General features: G+C 47.1%; 13 protein-coding genes. 11 read left to right on the top strand and 2 right to left on the bottom strand.

Features of this window, described 5'->3' with window-relative positions; translation table 11 throughout:
- Nucleotides 1-126: 126 nt before the first annotated feature.
- The 5 genes from GWO68_RS05575 to GWO68_RS05555 all read left to right on the top strand — a co-directional run bounded on the left by GWO68_RS05575 (nucleotide 127) and on the right by GWO68_RS05555 (nucleotide 6,913).
- Complete coding sequence (locus tag GWO68_RS05575) at nucleotides 127-606, top strand: GbsR/MarR family transcriptional regulator (RefSeq protein WP_235941952.1); 480 nt, start codon at nucleotides 127-129, stop codon at nucleotides 604-606.
- 69 nt (nucleotides 607-675) lie between these two features.
- Nucleotides 676-2,034, top strand: coding sequence for a TolC family protein (locus tag GWO68_RS05570; protein ID WP_317164491.1), 1,359 nt, complete (start codon nucleotides 676-678; stop codon nucleotides 2,032-2,034).
- A gap of 20 nt (nucleotides 2,035-2,054) precedes the next feature.
- The gene (locus GWO68_RS05565) at nucleotides 2,055-3,107 is read left to right on the top strand and encodes an efflux RND transporter periplasmic adaptor subunit (RefSeq protein WP_162345427.1); all 1,053 of its coding nucleotides are present in this window, start codon (nucleotides 2,055-2,057) and stop codon (nucleotides 3,105-3,107) included.
- Nucleotides 3,108-3,351: 244 nt separating this feature from the next.
- A complete protein-coding gene (locus tag GWO68_RS05560; RefSeq protein WP_162345426.1) occupies nucleotides 3,352-6,531 on the top strand; it encodes an efflux RND transporter permease subunit in 3,180 nt (1,059 codons plus the stop codon).
- A 127-nt stretch (nucleotides 6,532-6,658) separates the two neighbouring features.
- The gene (locus GWO68_RS05555) at nucleotides 6,659-6,913 is read left to right on the top strand and encodes an acyl carrier protein (RefSeq protein WP_162345425.1); all 255 of its coding nucleotides are present in this window, start codon (nucleotides 6,659-6,661) and stop codon (nucleotides 6,911-6,913) included.
- 500 nt (nucleotides 6,914-7,413) lie between these two features.
- Here the strand turns inward: GWO68_RS05555 and GWO68_RS05550 are convergent, their stop codons facing one another.
- Entirely contained in the window at nucleotides 7,414-7,620 is a 207-nt protein-coding gene (locus GWO68_RS05550; protein ID WP_162345424.1) for a hypothetical protein, read from the bottom strand.
- On the opposite strand from GWO68_RS05550, the gene GWO68_RS05545 reads away from it, so the two are divergent.
- From GWO68_RS05545 to GWO68_RS05520, 6 genes are all read left to right on the top strand, one after another.
- A complete protein-coding gene (locus GWO68_RS05545) occupies nucleotides 7,610-12,601 on the top strand; it encodes a translocation/assembly module TamB domain-containing protein (RefSeq protein ID WP_235941951.1) in 4,992 nt (1,663 codons plus the stop codon). The genes GWO68_RS05550 and GWO68_RS05545 overlap by 11 nt on opposite strands.
- A 6-nt stretch (nucleotides 12,602-12,607) precedes the next feature.
- The gene (gene tamL / locus GWO68_RS05540; RefSeq protein WP_162345422.1) at nucleotides 12,608-14,965 is read left to right on the top strand and encodes a translocation and assembly module lipoprotein TamL; all 2,358 of its coding nucleotides are present in this window, start codon (nucleotides 12,608-12,610) and stop codon (nucleotides 14,963-14,965) included.
- A 77-nt stretch (nucleotides 14,966-15,042) separates the two neighbouring features.
- Nucleotides 15,043-16,686 carry a M28 family peptidase gene (locus GWO68_RS05535; RefSeq protein ID WP_162345421.1) on the top strand — a complete coding sequence of 548 codons (1,644 nt, stop codon included), beginning with the start codon at nucleotides 15,043-15,045 and terminating at the stop codon, nucleotides 16,684-16,686.
- Nucleotides 16,687-16,901: 215 nt separating this feature from the next.
- Nucleotides 16,902-18,173, top strand: a complete 1,272-nt coding sequence (locus GWO68_RS05530; protein ID WP_162345420.1) for a metal-dependent hydrolase family protein — start codon at nucleotides 16,902-16,904, stop codon at nucleotides 18,171-18,173.
- 358 nt (nucleotides 18,174-18,531) lie between these two features.
- Nucleotides 18,532-20,742 carry a PAS domain S-box protein gene (locus tag GWO68_RS05525; RefSeq protein ID WP_162345419.1) on the top strand — a complete coding sequence of 737 codons (2,211 nt, stop codon included), beginning with the start codon at nucleotides 18,532-18,534 and terminating at the stop codon, nucleotides 20,740-20,742.
- Entirely contained in the window at nucleotides 20,714-21,100 is a 387-nt protein-coding gene (locus GWO68_RS05520) for a response regulator (protein ID WP_162345418.1), read from the top strand. The genes GWO68_RS05525 and GWO68_RS05520 overlap by 29 nt, the downstream gene beginning before the upstream one ends.
- Here the strand turns inward: GWO68_RS05520 and GWO68_RS05515 are convergent.
- Complete coding sequence (locus GWO68_RS05515; protein WP_162345417.1) at nucleotides 21,097-21,528, bottom strand: hypothetical protein; 432 nt, start codon at nucleotides 21,526-21,528, stop codon at nucleotides 21,097-21,099. The genes GWO68_RS05520 and GWO68_RS05515 overlap by 4 nt on opposite strands.
- Nucleotides 21,529-21,624 lie beyond the last annotated feature (96 nt).

The raw sequence follows: 21,624 nt of genomic DNA, 5'->3' as shown, positions 1-21,624 counted from the left end.
CTACAATTAAACTTAACACCCCCGCTCACCTCTACTCAAAATCATCATCAAAAAATATTTTACAAATTTAGTTCTGTAAATTATGAACTAAGGGAACAAGTCAATACCTTTGCACTGTTAAATGGTATGATTGACGCAAAACCAATGGTTCTAAACGATAAACAAAAAGCCCTGATCGAGAAAATCGGGATTTACCATGAGAACAACGGCATGCAGCCCGCTGTTGCCCGCATCATGGGTTTGCTCTTTGTATCTGACCAGTCGCAAATGACTTTCGATGAAATTTCGGAAGCCTTGCACCTGAGCAAAAGCGCAACAAGTAACGCACTTAACCTGCTGCTGCAACTCGGCCAGATAGAGTATACCACCTTCTCAGGCGAACGCAAGCGCTATTTTAAATTAAAACTTAGCAACTGGCGCGACGGCTTTACCAAGAAGATAGACCAGATGATCAGTTTCAGGGAATCATTGCAGGAAGCGCTGGCACTAAAAGCCGACAAAGATTGCCAGGCCAGCCAGAATATTCATGAGCTCATCGGATTTCTTGATTTTTTGAGCCAGGAAATGCCAACCCTGCTGGAAAAGTGGGAGAACAGAAAGCAATAATTTTTTTACCTGCTTGGTTCAGTAATTTATGAACTAAGTATAACTACATAAACTATAAAACTTTACAACGTGATCAAAAAATATTTAGCGCTGGGAATACTGATGGCCTTTATGCAGACCGGGTTTGCACAGGCTCAGCAAGAAACAAAGGAGCTGAACTTGCAACAAGCCGTTTCCTATGCCCTGGAGAATAACGAGACCATAAAAAAGGCAAGTAACGATGAGCTGAGCTCGAAGTATATGATAAACGAAGCGCGCAGCAATGGTTTGCCGCAGGTTGATATTAAAGGTACTGCCGTAAGAACGCTTGAAAAACAGATGATAGCGCTTCCTGCCGATTTTAACCCCGAGCAAAACGGTAAGCCGCTCATTAAACCAATGGGTACCGACAATACGGTGCAGGCTGGTATTTCGGTAACGCAGCTGCTTTTCAGCAAATCGTACTTTGTAGGCTTAAAAGCTGCCCGTACCGCCGAAGACGTTTACCGCATTCGCAGAGAAATGGCTAATGAGGACGTGATCTTTAACGTGGGTACTGCCTACTTTATGGTGCTACAAACCAAAGAGCAGTTTGAGAGCATTAACGCTAACCTCCGAAAGCTGGAACAGCTGGAGAAGATCCTTACCCTCCAGTATAAAAACGACCTGGTTAAAAAGGTAGATGTAAACCGCATAAAGGTGAGTAAGATAAACCTTGAGAACCAGAAGAAAAACCTCCAATCGGGTTATGAGCAGCAACTTAACATGCTTAAATTCTTTATGGGTATGCCCCTGGAACAACCTATCAAATTAACCGGCTCAGCTGATAATGCTATACTTACTACACAGCCAACTCTGGCCGAAGCCGAACAACCTGTTACAGAACGCACAGGCTACCAGGCCCTTAAGAAACAAAAAGAACTCACAGCCCTGCAAATTGAAGGCGTAAAGGCTGGTTATTACCCGTCGCTGGCGGCTTTTGGTAACTATAACTACCAGTCGCAATACAACGGCCGCATGATCAGTAACCAGGAGGCTATGTGGTTCCCTAACTCGCAGGTAGGACTACAGGTGAACATCCCGGTATTTGATGGTTTGCGCAAGAAATCACAAGTACAGCAGCACCAGATTGCTTTGAAAAACCTGGAATTGGACCTGCAGCAATACAACAAAAGCACGCAGGTAGAGCTTAGCAATGCCATTAACCAGCTAAATAACACCAGAGGTAACATAGATGCCCAGGACGAAAATGTGAAACTGGCGCAGGAAGTATACAATACCACCAACGAACTTTACAAAGAAGGTTTAGCACCGCTTAGCGATCTGTTAAATGCAGAGACGTCGTTGCGTGAGGCGCAGACAAACTATAACAACGAAAGGCTGAAATACCAGATAGCGCAACTGAACTACCTGAAAGCCAAAGGAAAATTAGAAACATTAACAAAATAAGACATACACCACCCACCAAAATGAAGAAGTTAATTTATATAGCAATTGTTATTGTAGTGCTGGTAGCTGTTGGCTTTAAGCTGATGAGCAATAAAGAAAAAATGGCATCTAGCGCAGCGGTTGCAGAGATTAAAAGCGATGCGATACCTGTAAAGGTAACCGAAGTAAAAACAGAGCAACTGGATAAGTCATTCACGGCACAGGGTAACTTTGCTCCTATCCAAAGCCTGACTCTGATGTCAGAAACGAGCGGCCAGGTGCAGCGCGTGTTAAAGCGCAAAGGCGATAAAGTTAGAGCCGGGGAGTTACTGCTACAGGTTGAAAGTAACACTATGGCTGCTGACCTGGCAACTGCCCAGACAAACGCCGAAAAAGCAAAGCGTGACCTTGCCCGTTTCGAGAACCTGGCTGCCGGCGACGCGATCACACAGCGCCAGCTGGAAGATGCCCGTTTAGCTGCAAAATCTACACAGGCACAATTGGTAGCAGCCCGCCAGCGCTTAACTAAAACCCGCATTACAGCCCCTATCAGCGGCGAAATAAACGAGATCTATGTGGAAGTTGGTTCTTACTTAGGTATGGCTACCAAACTATACGACATCGTTAACGTGGACAAACTGAAGCTGGAAGTTAAGGTCAACGAAGGTGAAGTGCTGCTGATCAACAAAGGCCAGAAAGTAAAAGTGAAAGCGGATGCCGGTGCCGGCCAGGAGTACGAAGGTATAGTTACTGCGATTGCTGCTCAGGCAGACCCCACCCTGAAGTTTGATGTGGAAATTGAAGTAAAGAACGCTGCTAATAATAACCTAAGAGCCGGTATGTATGGTACAGCCTTCTTCGAGGTAGCCGATCAGCGCGAAGCAACACTTTTACCGCGTGAAGCTATAGTTGGTAGCATCCAGAACCCAAGCGTGTATGTGGTAAACAATGGCGTTGCCAACATGCGAAAAGTTAAAGTGGGTGTGGTTACACAAGATAAAGTAGAGATACTGGATGGCGTGAAACCAGGCGAAAAAGTAGTACAAAGCGGCCAGATCAACCTGCGCGAAGGCATTAAAGTGTCGTTGCTGTAATATTCGCTTACGATTGTCATCCCCCTGCCCCCTTCAAAGGGGGACTTCAGGGAACTGCTCTTCCATTTGTCATCCTGAAAGGATCTTGGTGGATGTTAGTAAAGCCTCTGCTATAACACACCCCTGCCCCTCTCAAGAGGGGAATTACTCAAGCAGATAAAGTCCCACTTTGAAGGGGGCAGGGGGATGACCCGGTTTAGCAGATCAAAACAAGAATATTTCTTTTTAAAAGAGAAACTATAAAATGAACATAACCAAATTATCAATACAGCGATCAACCTTGGTAGTGGTGGTATTTACCGTCCTTACACTGCTTGGCGTTGTCAGCTATAAGTCGCTTAACTACGAGCTGTTACCAAAATTCAGCCCGCCGGTACTTACTATCAGTACTATTTACCCGGGTGCCTCTCCAAACGAGGTAGAGAACTCGGTAACCAAGGAAATTGAAGACGCCTTATCGTCACTGGAGAACGTGAAGGAGATGAAAAGTACCTCACTGGAGAGCTTTTCCATCATCACGATACAGCTGAACCAGGGCACGGATGTGGACCTGAGTTTGCAGGATGCGCAGCGTAAGATCAACACCATTCTGGCCAAACTGCCGGAAGATGCCGATGCACCAACCCTGAACAAATTTGACTTCGATGATCTGCCTATTATTAAAATGGGTGCTACGGCCAACATGTCTGCCACAGAGTTCTATGACCTGATCGATAAAAAGATTAAACCGGAGCTTTCGCGCATACAAGGCATGGCTGCTATTAAAGTACTGGGTGGCCAGGAACGCGAGATTAAAGTAAATATCGATGCCAACAAACTGGAAGCCTATAACCTGTCTATACTTCAGGTACAGCAGAAAATCCGTAACTCTAACCTTGACTTCCCTACGGGTAAAATAAAGCAGGAAAGTGGCCAGACGCAGATCCGACTGGCTGGTAAGTATAGCTCCCTGGCCCAGCTGAGTAACCTGATCATCCGTGAAGACCAGAATGGTATAGTTCGCCTATCAGATGTAGCCGAAGTGCAGGATACGCAGAAAGACGTGGAAGTATTGACCCGTAACAATGGTAAAGCTTCGGTGGGTATCACTATACAAAAGCAGTCTGATGCCAACGCAGTAGAAGTAAGCCGCCTGACGAAAGAGGCGCTTGCCAAACTGGAGACAACCTATGCTTCACAAGGCCTGAAATTTAACATTGCCAGCGACTCTTCTGACTTTACCCTGGAGGCTGCCGATTCGGTAATGCACGACCTTGTTATTGCGATTATACTGGTGGCTGTGGTGATGTTGCTGTTCCTGCACTCGCTGCGTAATGCCATTATCGTAATGATCTCTATTCCGGCATCGTTGGTGGCTACCTTTATTGCCATGTACCTGCTGGGCTACTCGCTTAACCTGATGTCGTTACTGGCGCTTTCGCTGGTGGTTGGTATACTTGTGGATGATGCCATTGTGGTGATCGAGAACATTCACCGCCACATGGAGATGGGCAAAAAGCCTGCCCAGGCTGCTTACGATGGTATCCGTGAGATCATGGCTACAGTTACTTCTATTACACTTGTAATTGTGGTTGTGTTTATCCCGATCGCGCTTTCAAGTGGTCTGGTATCTGATATCCTTCGCCAGTTTGCCGTGGTGGTAGCTATCTCTACGATGATCTCGTTGTTCGTAGCATTTACCTTGATCCCGTTACTCGCCAGCCGTTTCTCACGATTGGAGCATATCTCAGACACAAACATTTTCGGACGGTTTATACTTGCTTTCGAGCGCTTCCTGGACAGGATAATTGATGGCTTTACGGCTGCTCTGAAATGGGCGTTCAACCATAAGTTTATCACGTTGGGTGTAACTATACTGATGTTATTTGCATCGTTTGCGCTGGTTCCGTTTGGCTTTATAGGTTCTGAATTTATACCTGCCGGCGACCGCGGTGAAGTGAGTTTACAGCTGGAATTACCGAAGAATGCCACCGTAGAGCAAACCAACTTTGCTACTCGCCAGGTAGAGCAATATTTAGAGGCTATACCAGAAGTGAAGAAAGTATTTACAACAGTAGGTACAACTTCATCGGCGCAGGCCGGCCAGAACACAGCTTACAAAGCAGATGTGGCGGTTTCGCTGATAGATGTGAAAGAGCGTACTTTTAGTACAGAGCAGTTCAGCCGCCAGGTAAAAGCTGACATCGAAAGCAAACTGCCTAACGTGCAGGTAACACCGGTTCCTGTAGGTTTGGTTGGTACTGCGCAGGCGCCAATCCAGATCATCATCTCTGGCTCTAACCTGGATTCTGTGATGGCTTTCTCTCAGAAGGTAATGCAGATAACAGAGAGTGTACAGGGTACGGCCGACGTAGAAACATCTGTAGAAGGTGGTAATCCGGAAATTGAAGTAGTGGTAGATCGCGACAAGATGGCAAACGTTGGTCTGTCGCTGGAAAGCGTAGGTGCAAGTATGCAGCTGGCATTTAGCGGCAACTCCGATGTAACGTTCCGTTCCGGCACCGAAGACTACGACATCAACATACGCCTGGATGAGTTTGACCGCCGTAGCGTGAACGATATTGGCAACCTGTCTTTCGTGAATAACAAGGGGCAAATTGTTCGCCTATCACAGTTCGCTGATATTAAACAATCTACAGGTCCGTCGCAGTTGGAGCGTTATAACCGCGTTACATCTGTAAACGTGAACTCGCAGGTAATCGGCCGTCCATCTGGTTCGGTGGGTGCCGACATTCAGGCGAAGATGGCTGAAATTAAAATGCCGGCTGGCGTTAACGTAGAGTTTGGGGGTAACCTCAAAAACCAGAGCGAAGGTTTCGGTACGTTGGGTATTGCCTTGCTGGCTTCTATCATTTTCGTGTACCTGATCATGGTGGCGCTGTATGACTCTTACATCTATCCGTTGGTGGTTCTGTTCTCAATTCCGTTGGCGATCATTGGCGCCTTGCTTGCCCTGGCGCTGGCTGCTCAGTCACTGAGCATCTTCTCTATACTTGGTATCATTATGATGATCGGTCTGGTTGCGAAGAATGCGATTATGGTGGTTGACTTTACGAACAAGCTAAAAGACGAAGGTGTGTTTGTGAAAGATGCCCTGATAGAAGCGGTTCGTATCCGTTTCCGCCCGATCCTGATGACAACGCTGGCGATGGTAATTGGTATGTTGCCGATTGCGCTGGCAGGTGGTTCGGTGGCTGCTACTAAAAACGGTCTGGCCTGGGCTTTGATCGGTGGTCTGAGCTCATCCATGTTCCTGACGCTTATAGTTGTTCCGATTATCTACTATGGTTTCGACCGTATACTTGCCAGGTTCGGTATGGATAAGAAGACCAAAATAGAGCTGGAAGATAAGACACTGGAAGAGTTGGAGCACGAAACCAAGGAACTGGAAGAAAAGAAAATGGCGCACGAGTTTGCGCACTAAGCACCTGACAATTTTTAAGCAGATAGAAACAGATTGCGGAGGCTGCTGGCCTCCGCAATTTTAATGCCCCGCACAGCTTTTGAAGATAAACTGAAAGCAATATTTACTTATTTACCTTTTACATGCCATGCAAAATGTAATTCCAAACATACAGGCAATTCAGACAGAAGTGGTGAAGATCATTACTTCAGTTACTAAAATTAATCCTAACCTACTGCTAAAGGTCCGCGACCTGACCCGTTTAGGCCTTGACATCATCGACGTAGTAGATATCATCCTGAAAGTAGAAAAAACCTATAGTATAGTTATTCCGGATGACGCGCCGGTTTACACTGTAGATGATTTCGTGAACTATGTATATGCGATAAAGCAGGTTAGCTAAGTCAGATAAAGCGAAAAAAAGAAGGAGCCGTAACTATAGTTGCGGCTCTTTTTTGTTTTATCCCAGTGCCTCTCTAAGTACCCTGCCCTCGCTCGCCTCCCGCGAGTGTAAGCTACCTAAGGCCTCTGACCGCCTTAGGTGTTATTTATAACACAATATTTACTGACCGCTCTTCCGGACATCTACGTCTGGAAGTAAACTGCCTGGGACATCCATGTCCCAGTTTAAGATTTACGTGGACGTGGACGTCCGCAGAAGATAAGTTTCTAACAAGGATGTCCGAAACAGCTGCAAAGTCTGAAACTGCTGTAAGTGATAAAAGCCAATATTCATCAACTATAGCTTGAAGCTGCCAGAGGCCGTAGGTAGCTCACACTCGCGGGACGCGAGCGAGGGCGAGTAGGTTTAGTTCTGGAAGCATTAAGGAAAAATGCGTGACGTTCTCAGTCAAACAATAGTTTTGCTTCTAAACTTATAAATTGTACCTCTTAATTATACTTTTAAAGTATAGCTCTCTTATAAATTGCTTTTATTTTTACAAAAAACATCAAATCAACTATATAGCCCCCTATCCTTGTTTGGATAATTCCGTAAAGGCTTTCAGAACCTGAAACGGATAGAAACATCGCAACTGCAAAACATATCGGAAAAATAACGGCCAAGATCATACTTGGGCTACTGCTGTTCATCATTACCTTGGTGATCATTTTAGTTATTGCCTTACAGTTCCCGAAAGTACAGACCTATGCCGCAAAAAAAGGTGCCAATTACCTGAGCGACATGCTGGACACCAAAGTAACGATCGGCGGCTTTACCACCGACTGGCGCAATGCCATGGTGCTGAAGGAAGTATACATCGAAGACCAGCAACAGGACACCCTCTGGTATAGCCAGCGCCTGGGTGTGGACATGAACATATCTGGCCTGCTGAGGGGTAATATTGATATCAGCAAAATAGACTTGGACCACGGTCGCCTGAATCTGCACATCCGTCCCGACAGTTCTTCTAACTTCGACTTCCTGATAGAAGCCTTTGCCACCGATACCACTGCCGCTACTCCTGCTGACACTACTGCTATGGCCATTAACCTGGATGTGATAAACCTGGATGATGTGCATGTAAACTTTAAAGATGAAGCCGGCGGTAACCTGATAGAAACACACATTGGGCAGTTTAACGGCACGATGGATGAGCTGAACCTGGAAGAAGAAAAATACCTGGTAGATAAGGTTGCGCTAAAAAATACCTGGATAAAATATGAGCAAACCAAACTGCCACCCGAAACAGAACCCCAACCTATCACCTATAATTTTGGCCTGAACAAAGTTGACCTGGAAAAGGTAAAGCTCAGTTACATAAACCGCGTTGCTGACCAGCGCATTGAGCTCGATCTAGGTAAAGCCAACCTTACATCCGATAACATAGACCTGCCAAATGCCCGCATAGATCTTAGCAACCTGGACCTGCACAACTCCACTATAGTTTATGCCCAGGAAAAGTATAAGCCAACCGATTCGCTGGCCGTTAACCCCGCTGAAATAGTGCGCGACATGGATGAATCTGTAGAAAAAACACAAGGCAAGCCTGTAAACTGGGTCATTACCTTAGGCGAAACTGATATATCCGGCGTCAACATTAAGTTCGACAACTTTAACACTCCGGTTCAGAAGCGTGGCATGGATTACGACCATCTATACTTCAGCGATGTAGTGTTGCAGGCCAACAACCTGAAGTATAGCCGAAGCCGAACCGAACTGGACCTGAACCAACTACAGTTAAAAGAAAGAAGCGGCTTTAAAGTAGAGAATTTCCAGGCAAACATTCTTTTCGATTCGGTACAAACCAAACTCACCAACCTCGACCTGAAAACGGGTAGAAGCCACATCCGCCGCGACCTGGCCATAGGCTATACTTCGCTGGACGACCTGGCAGAGAAACCCGGCAACACAAAACTGGACCTGAACATTGTGGACAGTCGCATTGCCATGCAGGATGTATTATACTTTATGCCGGAGCTGCGCAATAATCCTTCGTTCAGAAGTGTGATGAACTCAACCTTAAACCTGAGCGGAGACGTGGAAGGAACTGTAGATAATATGATCGTAAGGCAGCTGCGCGCATCGGGCCTGAACGGAACTATAGTTAATGTAACGGGCAACATCCGCAACGCCACCAACCCCGATAAGCTGTTCCTGGACCTGGACGTAAACCAACTGCAGACCTCTCGTGCTACTATACTTGCCTTTGCTCCTGCCGGCACCATTCCGCCCAATATCCGCATCCCCGAAAGGCTGAGTATGGAAGGCACGTTTGAAGGCAGCATGACCAATTTCGATACCCGTGCCAACATCAACAGCTCCATCGGTAACCTTACGGTAGATGCAAACATGGGCGGCGGACCAAAAGGAGCAGAACCGTTTACAGCAACTATAAAAACTGGCGGCTTTGCAGTAGATAAACTGATAACGGATAGCCTGGGAGTGGGAACCGTAGCCGGAACTATAGTTGCCAAAGGACAAGGTCTGACCCCGGAAACCATGGTAGCTGACGTAAAAGCGGACCTGACTAAACTGGAGTACAACAATTATACTTACCAAAACATTAAGGTAGATGGCGACATCAACAAAAACCTGTTTACGGTAAAAGCACGCTCTGCAGACCCGAACCTGGACCTTGCCCTGAACGGGACCTTTAACCTGCGCAACGCGGAGCGCGCCAACTATAACTTTAACCTCGATCTGAACCAGGCAAACCTGCAGGCGCTTAATTTTTATGGCGAGCCATTAAGTATAAAAGGGAAGATAAAAGCCAATTTTACGGGCGCCGATATGGCAAGCCTGAATGGTACGCTTGCTGCGCGCCAACTGGTAGTGGAGCATAAAGGCAAAGTATATCCAGCCGACTCCCTGATGCTTAACCTGCAGCAAAAAGCTGGGAAAACAGATGTAAAGGTTCGTTCCGACATTATGGTAGCAAACCTGAATTTCGGGAATACCCTGGAGACATTGCCTACAGCTTTACAAAAGCATTTTTCCAACTACTTCGACCTGCAGCCCGACCCTCCTTTTCCGGCTAACCTGAGCCTGGAAGATTTTGCTTTTAACATCGACCTGAAGAAACCGGCTATAGTTACCTCCTTTGTTCCGGGGCTGGAGCAGTTGCAAACCAGCGGCCCTGTTACCGGCTCTTACGACGGCGAAACCCAGACCTTTAAAATGGATGGCGTATTCCCTAAGATAAAATATACAGACTATACGTTGAACGGACTAACCCTGCAGGTGCGCGGCGACCGCAACCAGATAAACTATAGCGCCGACCTTACCCAGTTTCTATCGCCGTCATTGCGCGCTAAAAATGTGGCCTTAACCGGGGCAGCCCGCGACAACGACCTGGTGCTAAAACTGGCAGTGGCCGAAGACAGTACAGATGCTAAATTTATAGTTGGCGGGGTGCTCAATAGCCTAGGGCGTGGTTACCGCTTTGCTTTTAATCCCGATCAGCTGGTTATAAATGGCGACAAATGGACTGTTTCGCAGGATAACTTTTTGCAGTTCGACACCGATTTTATTTACGCCAACAACATCAACCTGCAGCATAACAACATGTCGCTGGGGCTTAACAGCCAGGGTCCGGTCGGGCCAACTGCCCCTTTAGTAGCTACTTTTAAAAACTTCGAGATCGATTACTTAACACGCTCTTTTCAGCAAAGCGACAGCCTGATGTCCGGAACTATAAACGGCAACGCGACGCTCCGCAATATTATGTCGGATGCACCGGGCTTTACTTCCGATATCACGGTTACAGATTTTGCATATGAAGGTGTACCCGTTGGCGATCTGGCATTGGTAGCAGGCACCGCAGGCAAAAACCGCTACACTATAGATGCAAAACTGACCGATGAAGGCAACCAGATGCTGATAGATGGTTTTGTAGAGATGCAGCCAAACGCCACGTTGCTAAACCTGACCGCCAACATCGCCAGCCTTAATATAAAATCGTTGCAGGGCTTTACGGCTGGCGCGGTTAAAAATATGGATGGAAACGCCAGCGGAAACCTGCGCATTACAGGCACTTTAGCTGATCCGAATATTCTGGGTGAGCTCAACTTTAACCAGGCACAGTTCACCATTACGCAACTAGGGTCGCTTTATAAACTGCAGAACGAGCGCATGGTGTTTAACGAGAACGGCATCAGCTTACCGGAGTTTACGCTTACCGACTCACTTGGCAACGAACTGGAACTGAATGGCAATATCTACACCCAGAACTATACCGACTACCGCTTCGACCTGACAGCCAATACCGACAAATTCCTGGCCCTGAACTCTACTGCCAAAGACAATGAGCTATACTATGGCACCGTGTACATAGATGCCGGCGCAGCCATTACCGGAACAATGGCCACACCTGTTGTACAGACCAATGTCAAAATTCTACCCGGCTCGGCTTTTACTATAGTTATTCCGGCGGATGAAGTGGGCGCAGCAGAGCGGGATGGCATTGTGGAATTTGTGAATCTGAACGACTCCGCCACTGCCATCATCGGGGGCCAGGCGCAGCAAGATTCGGCACAGGTTACAGGCTTTGTTGGGGTTGATGTACGCTCTCAGATCTCTGTTACCGACGAAACCCCGATCACGATTATACTGGACCCGATAACGGGTGATAACCTGGTAGTAAAAGGCACCGCCGACCCGCTTTTTATTGGCATGAAACCGAGTGGCGAAATTAACATGTCGGGGCGTTACTCGATAACAGAAGGCAAGTACAGCATGGATTTCTACGACCTGGTATCGCGCGAACTGGCCATTGAAAAAGGCAGCTATATTGCCTGGACCGGGGACCCGCTGCAGGCCAACATGCAGGTAAAAGCCATTTATAATGTAGAGACCGCACCAATGGAGTTAGTTGCCTCGCAGATAGGCGGTACCCAGGACCCTATACTTCAGAATGACTTTACGTTCCAGGTGTTTGTGGATGTGGAAGGCGAAATGCTGAAACCGGAGATAGGATTTGACATACAGGTGCCGGAACAACAGCGTACACAAATTCCGCGTGAGGTACTGACCAGCCTGGGCAACCTGCGCACCGACGAAGCAGAGATGAACAAACAGGTTTTCTCGCTCCTGGTACTCAACCGTTTTATGGCACCCGATCCGTTTACAAGCTCGGGTGGTGGCTTTGCATCTACCGCCCGTAACAGCTTAAGCCAGGTAATGTCTGACCAGCTGAGCAACCTGACACAGCGTTATGCCGGTGGCCTTGGCCTTGAACTTGGCCTGGATTCGTATGAGGATTATTCGTCAGGGACAGCACAGGGCCGCACCGACCTGAACGTAGCCTTGCGCCAGCAGTTCCTGAACGACAGGATGACAGTAAGAGTAGGAACAGACATTGGCCTGGAAGGCGGGCAGCGCGAACAAAGCAGCATGAGCGGTTTTGCCGGTGATATCTCCGTGGAATATTCACTGACCTCTGATGGCCGCTTACGGGTACAGGCATTCCAGCGCAACCAGTACGAGGATTTTCTGGAAGGTGATGTGCGGGCTACCGGTGCCGGACTTATTTACCAGCGCGAATACGACAACTTTTCAGACCTGTTCCGGAACCTGGAAGAAAGACATAAACGGGAGCGCGAGCGCCGCCTGGCTGAGGCCGAAAAAATTAGAGAAGACATTACAAAATAACCCTATATGTTCGCAGTTATACCTGTAAACTTTATTTTCAGAAAACTAGCTATAGTTACAGTAGCCATGGTGCTGTTGCTATTTTCGGGCTGCGCGGGCACCAAACGCATACCCAAAGACGATGCTTTGTTTACCGGCTTTACAGTAACTGTAAAAGGCGACAAAGACAGCAGCAACCGCCAGAAAGTAATCAAAACCGAGTTAGCCGGCACGGTGCGCCCAAAACCCAACTTTTCTATACTTGGCATGCGCCCCAAGCTGGCCATCCATAACATGTTTTATACTGAAAAAGAGAAAGGTATAAAGCACTGGATACAGACCAAACTGGGTGAGCCACCGGTACTTATCTCGACAGTAGATACCGGAAGCGTGAACGAGGTAATGCACAGCCGCTTGCACAACAGGGGCTATTTTAACAATACCGTACAAAGCAAGACCAACATCAAAGGTAAAAAGGCAACCATAGACTTTACAGCCTTTATCAGCGAGCCTTACCGCATTCGCAAAGTAACGTACACCCTGGCTGATTCGCTGCCGGTACACCACGACATACAACAGGCAAAAACGGAATCATTACTCATCCCCGGCGACCCATACGACCTGCAGACCATGACGGCAGAAAGGGTACGGATCGATGCCAACCTGAAAAACAAAGGCTACTATTTCTTTAGCCCTGATATGCTGATCTATAGTGTAGACACCACCGTAGGCAACCGCCAGGCCGATGTATTGATGCGTCTGAAAAGGGATGTACCAGGCGAGTCGTTGCAGCCTTATACTTTAGATGATGTCTATATTTTTGCAAACTATACGATAGCCGACAGCCTTTCGGTAAGCGATACCATAGACTACAAAGGCTACCACTACATACCAAACGAGAACTATGTACGGGCGCGCCATTTGCTGCGTGGTGTATTTTTAGAGCACGATAGTTTGTACTCACGCCAAAACCACCTGCTAACTATAAACAGGCTTGCCGGCTTGCCTGCCTACAAATTTGTGAACATCGACTACAAACCAGACACTACTCAGGTAAACAAGCTCGATAGTTTTATTTACCTCACACCGTCGTTTAAGAAGTCGTTGCGTCTGGAGGGCAGGTATGTAAGCAAATCGACCAACTTTGCCGGGCCCGGCATTACCCTCTCGTTCCGGAACCGCAATGCCTTTAAAGGATCAGAATTGCTTACCGTGGAGGTTACAGGCAACTTTGAAAGCCAGGTAGGCGGGCGCGGCTCCGGCACACTGACTGAGGGCCAAACTACCGTCAGCAAAAACCTGAGCTCGTATGAACTGGGCGTACAAACGACGCTTACCATACCACGCATTGTGTCGCCGTTTGAGCTGCGGAACATGCGTACCGAATTTGTACCGAAAACACGGATGGCTCTTGGTTTTAATTTCCTGGACCGGGTACAGTATTTCCAGATGAACTCTTTTAATGCCTCGTATGCCTACAACTGGCGCCCGAAAGCCAAGTTCACGCACGATATTACCCCCATCAATATCCAATATGTTCAGCTGGCTAATACCACCGATGTATTTAAGGAGCTCTTAGCTGAGAACCCGTTTTTGCGACGTAGTTTTCAGGATCAGTTTATAGTTGGCTCGATGTACCAGTTCACGTTCACGAACCAGATGGAAACCAAGCGCACCCACCAGTTCTTCGATAATTTTATACTGGATGGTTCGGGCAACCTGATCAACGGCATCCAGACACTGACCGGTGCAGATGACCCTGAAGATGAAAAGCCCCGCACCCTTGCCGGAAAACCTTATTCGCAGTATGTGCGTGCCGAAAACGACTTCCGGTATTACTTTAATTTTGGTACCGAGAGCCAGATCGTGACGCGCTTACTGGCAGGTATAGGCTATGCGCATGGTAACTCTACGGTACTGCCTTATGTAAAACAATTTTCCATCGGCGGGCCAAACAGCATCAGGGCGTTCCGGGCGAGAAGTATAGGTCCGGGCACTTTTGAAGACACTACCCGAACTACCTACTTTGACCAGACTGGTGAAATAAAACTGGAAGGTAACATAGAATACCGTTTCCCGCTGGCAGGCTTTTTTAAAGGCGCTTTGTTTGTTGATGCAGGTAACATCTGGCTGATGAACGAGGTGCGTGACGAAAATGGCAAAGTGGACCGACCGGGAGGTAAATTTGAAAGCAGCCAGTTTCTGAACGAGCTGGCAATAGGCACCGGCTTTGGTTTACGCGTAGATGTGGAGTTCTTTGTCCTTCGCTTCGACCTGGGCATTCCGGTCCGTACTCCCCAGCGCAATGCACTCTCTGATTTTAAGTTCGGGTTTAAAGGCGATAACAGCATGGTGCTGAACATTGCCATCGGGTATCCATTCTAAAGTATAGTTATAGCTGCATATATTCGGTTTCAAAGCTTATATTTGTTAGGTTGACTTATTTACCGAACCCAAAACCTATGCGGAACTATAAACTATACATACTCCTTATTTTCTGCCTGCTGGCTAGTGGCACTGCTTTTTCGCAAAGTATAAAAGTGAAACCCAAAGTAGCAAAAGCTATCAAAAAAGCAGATTCCAACGCTATAAAAGCCCACATCGATTATTTGGCAGATGACAAACTGCTGGGCCGTAAACCGGGTACGCCCGGCTACCAGATGGCCGTGGATTATGTGATCGATCAGTTCAAAAAAACAGGCGTTGCACCCGCCGGAGAAAATAACAGCTACCTGCAAACTGTGCGCCTTCGCCAGGCTACAACCGGGCCCAATGCAAGTATAGCTATCAGCAGCAAAGACGGAAAAAGCGAGACATTAAACGCTGAAAATGCGGTTATTTACCCAAACCCTGCGCAACCAAGTGTAACTATAGAAGCGCCTCTGGTATTTGCCGGATACGGTATTTCTGCTCCTGACCTGAACTATGATGATTATGCTGGTATTGATGCGAAAGGGAAGATCGTAGTAGTTTTCAGAGGTGCGCCGGAGCAGTTTCCGAACACCATTGCCAACTACAGCATGGACCTGCAAAACGTGCTAAAAAATGCTGCTGCCCACGGCGCGGTTGGTGTTATAGTGGCAGCCCCTACTGACAAAGCAAAGTTGCCAAACCTGGATAAAGGCGTGTACAGCGTGATGACCCCCAACGGTAAAGTAGGCGCATCGCGTACTTATGCTTCTGAGGAAATAAAACTATTGGCTAACATCAGCTACACCACACTACAGAAATTATTTACCTCCAACAACCTGGACCTTTCTAAAACACAGGCAAGTATAAAATCCGGCAAAACCGCTTCGGCTGCCCTAAATGCAACTATAAGAGCAAACTATACTTCCACCTACCAAGATATCGAAAGCTACAATGTAGTTGGCAAAATAGAAGGCTCGGATCCGCAACTGAAAGATGAATATGTAGTACACAGCGCGCACCTCGACCACGTCGGCGTAGGCACACCTATCAACGGTGATTCTATTTATAACGGTGCCCACGATAATGCTTCCGGTGTTGCCAGCTTACTCGAGATTGCTAAGATCTATCATAACCTGAAAGCAAAACCAAAACGCTCGGTTTTACTTGTAATGGTTACGGCAGAAGAAATGGGGCTACTGGGCTCTGCTTACTTTGCAAATTACCCAACCGTGCCGACGGATAAAATGGTAGCGAACGTGAACACCGATATGCCGGCTATTATTGCGCCGTTATTGTCTGTTGTGGCGTTGGGCGCACAGCACTCGTCATTGGCAAACCAGGTGGCGCAGGCTAGCAGCTATATGGGCTTAACTGTAGAAAATGACCCTGAACCAGAGCAGAACCGCTTTATCCGCAGCGACCAGTATAGTTTTGTAGTACAGGGCGTGCCGGCACTGCACATTAAGTATGGCAACAAAACTGCAGATGGCAAAAACAACCTGGATGAGACCGTGAAGAAATGGCGCGAAGTATACTACCACAAACCACAGGACAACCCAGACGGCATTTTCGATTACAATGCCGGCAAAAAATATGCACAACTTAACTTCCTGATCGGTTACCTGGTAGCACAGCAACCCGAAAGACCAACCTGGAACAAAAATGATTTTTTCGGAACAAGAGCTAAGAAGTAAACTATAAATTATCCTCTAAATAAAAGCCACCTGTATAACCTGCAGGTGGCTTTTATTTTATAGTCGGGCTATAGTTCCAAACAGGCTACCTACAACATGCAATTACATAGGTATATACACCCCACGCCGCAAATCGAATAATAAAGTCTGGCAGTTTGGCAATAAGCAGCTAGCATTGTAACTTATACCCTGTTTCCGGATTTAAACTATAGCGTATGCGCTTTACTACTTTCCTTTCTTTACTACTGATTTTTATAGTTACGCAAGTTGCGCAGGCACAACCTAGTACAACTTACCTGCTTAAACCAGACCGCGTGTTTGATGGCGAGAAGATGTACGAAGGCTGGCAGGTATTGGTGAAAGGAGATAAGATTGAAGCCGCAGGCAATGCATTACAGGTTCCGGCAAATACAAAGGTAATTGAGCTGAAAGGCATGACCTTACTACCAGGTTTGATAGAAGGACACAGCCACCTTTTTCTGCACCCCTACAACGAAACCTCCTGGAACGACCAGGTACTGAAAGAGTCGCGGGCGGAGCGTATGGCGCGGGCGACGGTGCATGCCAAAAATACGTTACTAGCTGGCTTTACCACTGTCCGGGATCTGGGTACGGAAGGCGCTGGTTATGATGATGTGGGGTTGAAACAAGCTATTGAAAAGAAGGTAATTCCTGGCCCACGCATGCTGATCGCTACTAAAGCTATAGTTGCCACTGGCAGTTATGGACCCAAAGAGCTGAGCTACGAAATTGAAACTCCGATCGGAGCTGCAGTTGCCGATGGCCCCGAAGCCCTTACCCGCGAAGTGCGCGAACAAATAGGCAAAGGCGCCGACCTGATAAAAGTATACACCGATTACCGCTGGGGCCTGAACCAGGAAGCTGCTCCGACTTTTACTTTGGATGAATTGAAGACCATAGTTGAAGTTGCCAACAGCAGCGGCCGCAAAGTGGTAGCACACGCCGCCACGCCCGAAGGCATGCGTCGCGCTATACTTGCAGGCGTATCAACGATAGAGCACGGCGATAACGCTACCCCCGAAATCTACCGCCTGATGAAGAAGCACAACGTAGCCCTCTGCCCTACCTTGGCCGCTGGCGATGCTATTTCGCAGTACCGCGGCTGGAAAAAAGGCAGCGAACCGGAGCCCGACAGGATACAACAGAAACGTAAAAGCTTTAAAGCCGCCCTGGATGCTGGTGTTACCATAAATATGGGTGGCGATGTGGGTGTTTTTACGCACGGCGACAATGCCCGCGAAATGGAACTGCTCGTGAACTATGGCATGCAACCACTGGATGTACTCAAAGCAGCTACCTCGGTAAATGCCGACGTATTCGGGATAAGCAAAACGGTTGGCCGCATTAAACCCACGCTGCTGGCAGACCTAGTAGCTGTAGAAGGCAACCCTGCCACAACTATAACCGATATCCGGAAAATAAAGCTGGTAATGAAGGGCGGCGAATTAATAACCCCGCAACTATAGGATGTTGCTCATTCCCCGCACTTTTGCTTTGCTAAATCATAATCCGCTTCAGCTACCGGGCAGTTGAAATGCGACAACTATAGTTGGGCTTTCTGCAGCAGTACGCTCATGTTCAACATCCTATCACAATCTACGTTAAGTTCTATTTTAAACACAGGCACCTATAGTTCAAAATCAGTCTTAAGGCTGTTTCATTTCATACCTGACTATCCAGAACAAGACGCAATAACACAGAACACAAAGCAGTTAAAAAACATATTTCTGTAAACATAGTGGTTTACCAATAAGCTGTCCTTTAAATTTGCTTTGCTTTATACTACATCAAAAAAGTATAAACTGACTTTTAGCCGAGCCGCCCATGCATAATAAGTTTACACCGGAGTTTTACAGTGCCATTATAAAGAACAGTCATGACATGATCACGATTCTGGATCCTTCCGGAATCTATAAATATGTCAGTGATTCGGTGGAGCTGCATTTTGGCTTTAAATCAGAAGAGCTTGTAAACAACAGTGCCCTGCACCTGGTACACGCCGAAGACCTACCAGAGGTTTTACAGGTGCTGGAAGCTATCAAAAATGAAAAGCAGATAAAAGTAAAACCATTCCGGTACCTGCACCAGAATGGTACCTGGCGCTGGCTAAGCCTGATCATTACCAACATGCTGGATAACCCGGACATAAACGGTTACGTGACCAATGCCCGCGATATTACAGACGAGGTAACCTCTGTGATGAAACTTGAGAAGAGCCAGGCCTACTATAAAGCGCTTTTCTTTAACCATCCCGACCTGGTGTTTACCTTAAACGAGTACGGATTGATAGAAGAGCTGAACGCCAGCGTTTCCAGGTTATCGGGGTACTTAACGGAGGAGGCCATTGGCAAGCACTTTACGCATTTTATGGCGCCTTCGCACCTCGAAGAAGGCCTGCAGGCTTTCCGCAAGGTTATTGCCGGGGGCGCCCACACTTTCGAGACCAAGATCCTGAACAAAGACAATCAGTTAGTTGACATTAGTGTAACACTGGTACCTGTATGGCTTGCTGACCGCATTACAGCTGTACATTGCATTGCCAAAGACATTACCCAGATCAAGCTATCGGAAAGGCAACTTCAGGAACAAACCACCCAGCTCAATAACATACTTGGCAGTATAACTGAAGCTTTTTTTGCCCTGAACAGGCAGTGGTGCTTTACATATGCCAACCGCACATTTGCCGAATATTTTAAGCTGCCACCCGAAAAACTACTGAACCGCAACATCTGGCAGGACTCCCCGGAACTGGTGCGCACCTTTTTTTACCGCAAATGCATGCAGGTAATGGCCACCGGCGTTGCCCTGGAGTTTGAAGAATATGTGGAGCCGATACAGGCCACCGTGTGCTATAGAATTTATCCTTTTGAAGATGGTATTGCGGTATGTTATACCGATATATCAGCCCGAAAAGCTGCACAGGACGAACTGAACAAACTATCGTTGGTGGCCAGTAAAACTACCAATGGCGTTATCATTACAGATAAAAATGGCATTATAGAGTGGGTAAATAACTCGTTTATGAAGCTGACCGGTTACGCCATAGATGAGCTGCTGCACAAAGACCCCATTGCCTTACTGCAGGGCCCCGAAACGAGCAAAGCCGATATTTTAAACCTGAAACGTTTGCTGTGTCTGGCTATTCCGTTTTCGGAAGAGTTGCTGAGCTACAAAAAGGACGGCGATAAAATATGGGTGGCAGCTGATATTACACCTATTCTGGATGAGGAAGGGGCCGTTGAAAAATTTGTAGTAATCTATACAGACATATCGGACAGGAAATTTGCCGAAGAAAAGCTGTTGCAGATGAACGAGAACCTGGTAATGCAGAACCGCGACCTGGAACAGTTTACCTACATTGTGTCGCATAACCTGCGTGCACCCATTGCCAATATGATGGGCCTCACCCGCATCCTCCCGAAGCTCGATATCTCTACGCCAAGTTATAACACTGCCATTGCCAACCTCGACAAATCGGCATTGCGCCTGGATGCCGTTATCAGCGACCTGAGCAAAATCCTTTCAATCAAAAGTCCGGACAACGCCGAAAAAACCGAAACTATAAACCTACAGGAAATAACTACAGAAGTTGTACATAGCTTGCAGGAAAGCTTTAGCGCTATAAATGCAACTATAAACCTGCAGGTACCGGACAGTTTGCAGCTAAATGCAAAACGGGCTTACCTATACAGCATTATACACAACCTGATGACCAACGCCATAAAGTACCGTTCTGAAGAAAGGGCATTGCAGGTGCAGGTTGAGGTTGCTCTGAAACCGGAAGGCATACTGCTACAGATACAGGACAACGGCCTGGGTATGGACATGGAGGCTGTGCGCCCGCATATTTTTAAACTTTATAAACGTTTTCATGTACATACTGAAGGGAAAGGCCTGGGTTTATACCTTGTAAAATCGCAGGTAGAGGCCATGGGCGGAACCATAGAAGTAGAAAGCGCCAAAGGGACCGGCTCGGTCTTCCGGATACTATTCAGAAACCAGCAGTATGATCGACAGGGCTTATATAATAGATGATGATGAGATCAGTATCTTCCTGACATCGGCGCTGCTGGAGGCTGAAAACTTTGCCTGCCATATAGAGTGTTACCAGTTTGCCTCATTGGCGCTAGATAAGCTGATAACAATAAGCGACAAATTGCTGCCCCAGGTTATTTTTCTGGATTTGAACATGCCTGTATTAAACGGTTGGGATTTCCTGAATACGCTGACCATGCAGGAGAAACGATTTTTAGGGAAATGCAGGATATTTATACTTACCTCGTCTATTGATGCGCAGGAAAAGGAGCTGGCCAGGCGCTATAAACTGGTAAGCGGTTTTCTGCAGAAACCCATAGACGAAACCGAAATATCGCGCATCAAACAGATTATTTAGCCGGCCATAGCCTGCCACCGGTTGGTTATAGGCTGATGTTCATTAAGAAAGCAGCTCTCTGCAATGGCCTCTACGTGCTGCACCAACAACCGCAGAAATCCCTGTATTGGTACAAGCGCTATAACAGCCCGCAGCACCCGTTGCGAGGCGTTCAGTTTATCGTACTGTTTTTCGGAATTTACCTTGTAGAAGAAGAAGTAATGCTCCCCATCGATAGGTTCGTAGCCACAAAATTGTAAAAGTTTTACAGGCACAGTTTCCAGCTTATCCAGTTCCTGCACGTAATATGTAATTTGCTTTGATAAACTAAAGCTCTCCTCATCTGCAATCAAAGGCAGGGCCTGGTTATCGTGGAAAGCTTCAGGTGTGTACAGCGAAGGCAGCGCTGCAGTTAATTCTGCATAATATGCTTCTAGTCCGTTTTTCAAGGTAGTAAATACAGAGGGTTAAGTAGTTATGGCCCGACAGGCACCTTTGCACAAACCTCTTAAGCAGCACCAAAGTTCATTATACGGAGCCATAAT

The sequence above is a fragment of the Pontibacter fetidus genome, assembly GCF_010119545.1.
In the GTDB taxonomy this organism is placed as follows: domain Bacteria; phylum Bacteroidota; class Bacteroidia; order Cytophagales; family Hymenobacteraceae; genus Pontibacter; species Pontibacter fetidus.
The sequence above is the reverse complement of the archived record's forward strand: the minus strand, read 5'-3'. Positions and strand labels throughout refer to the sequence as shown.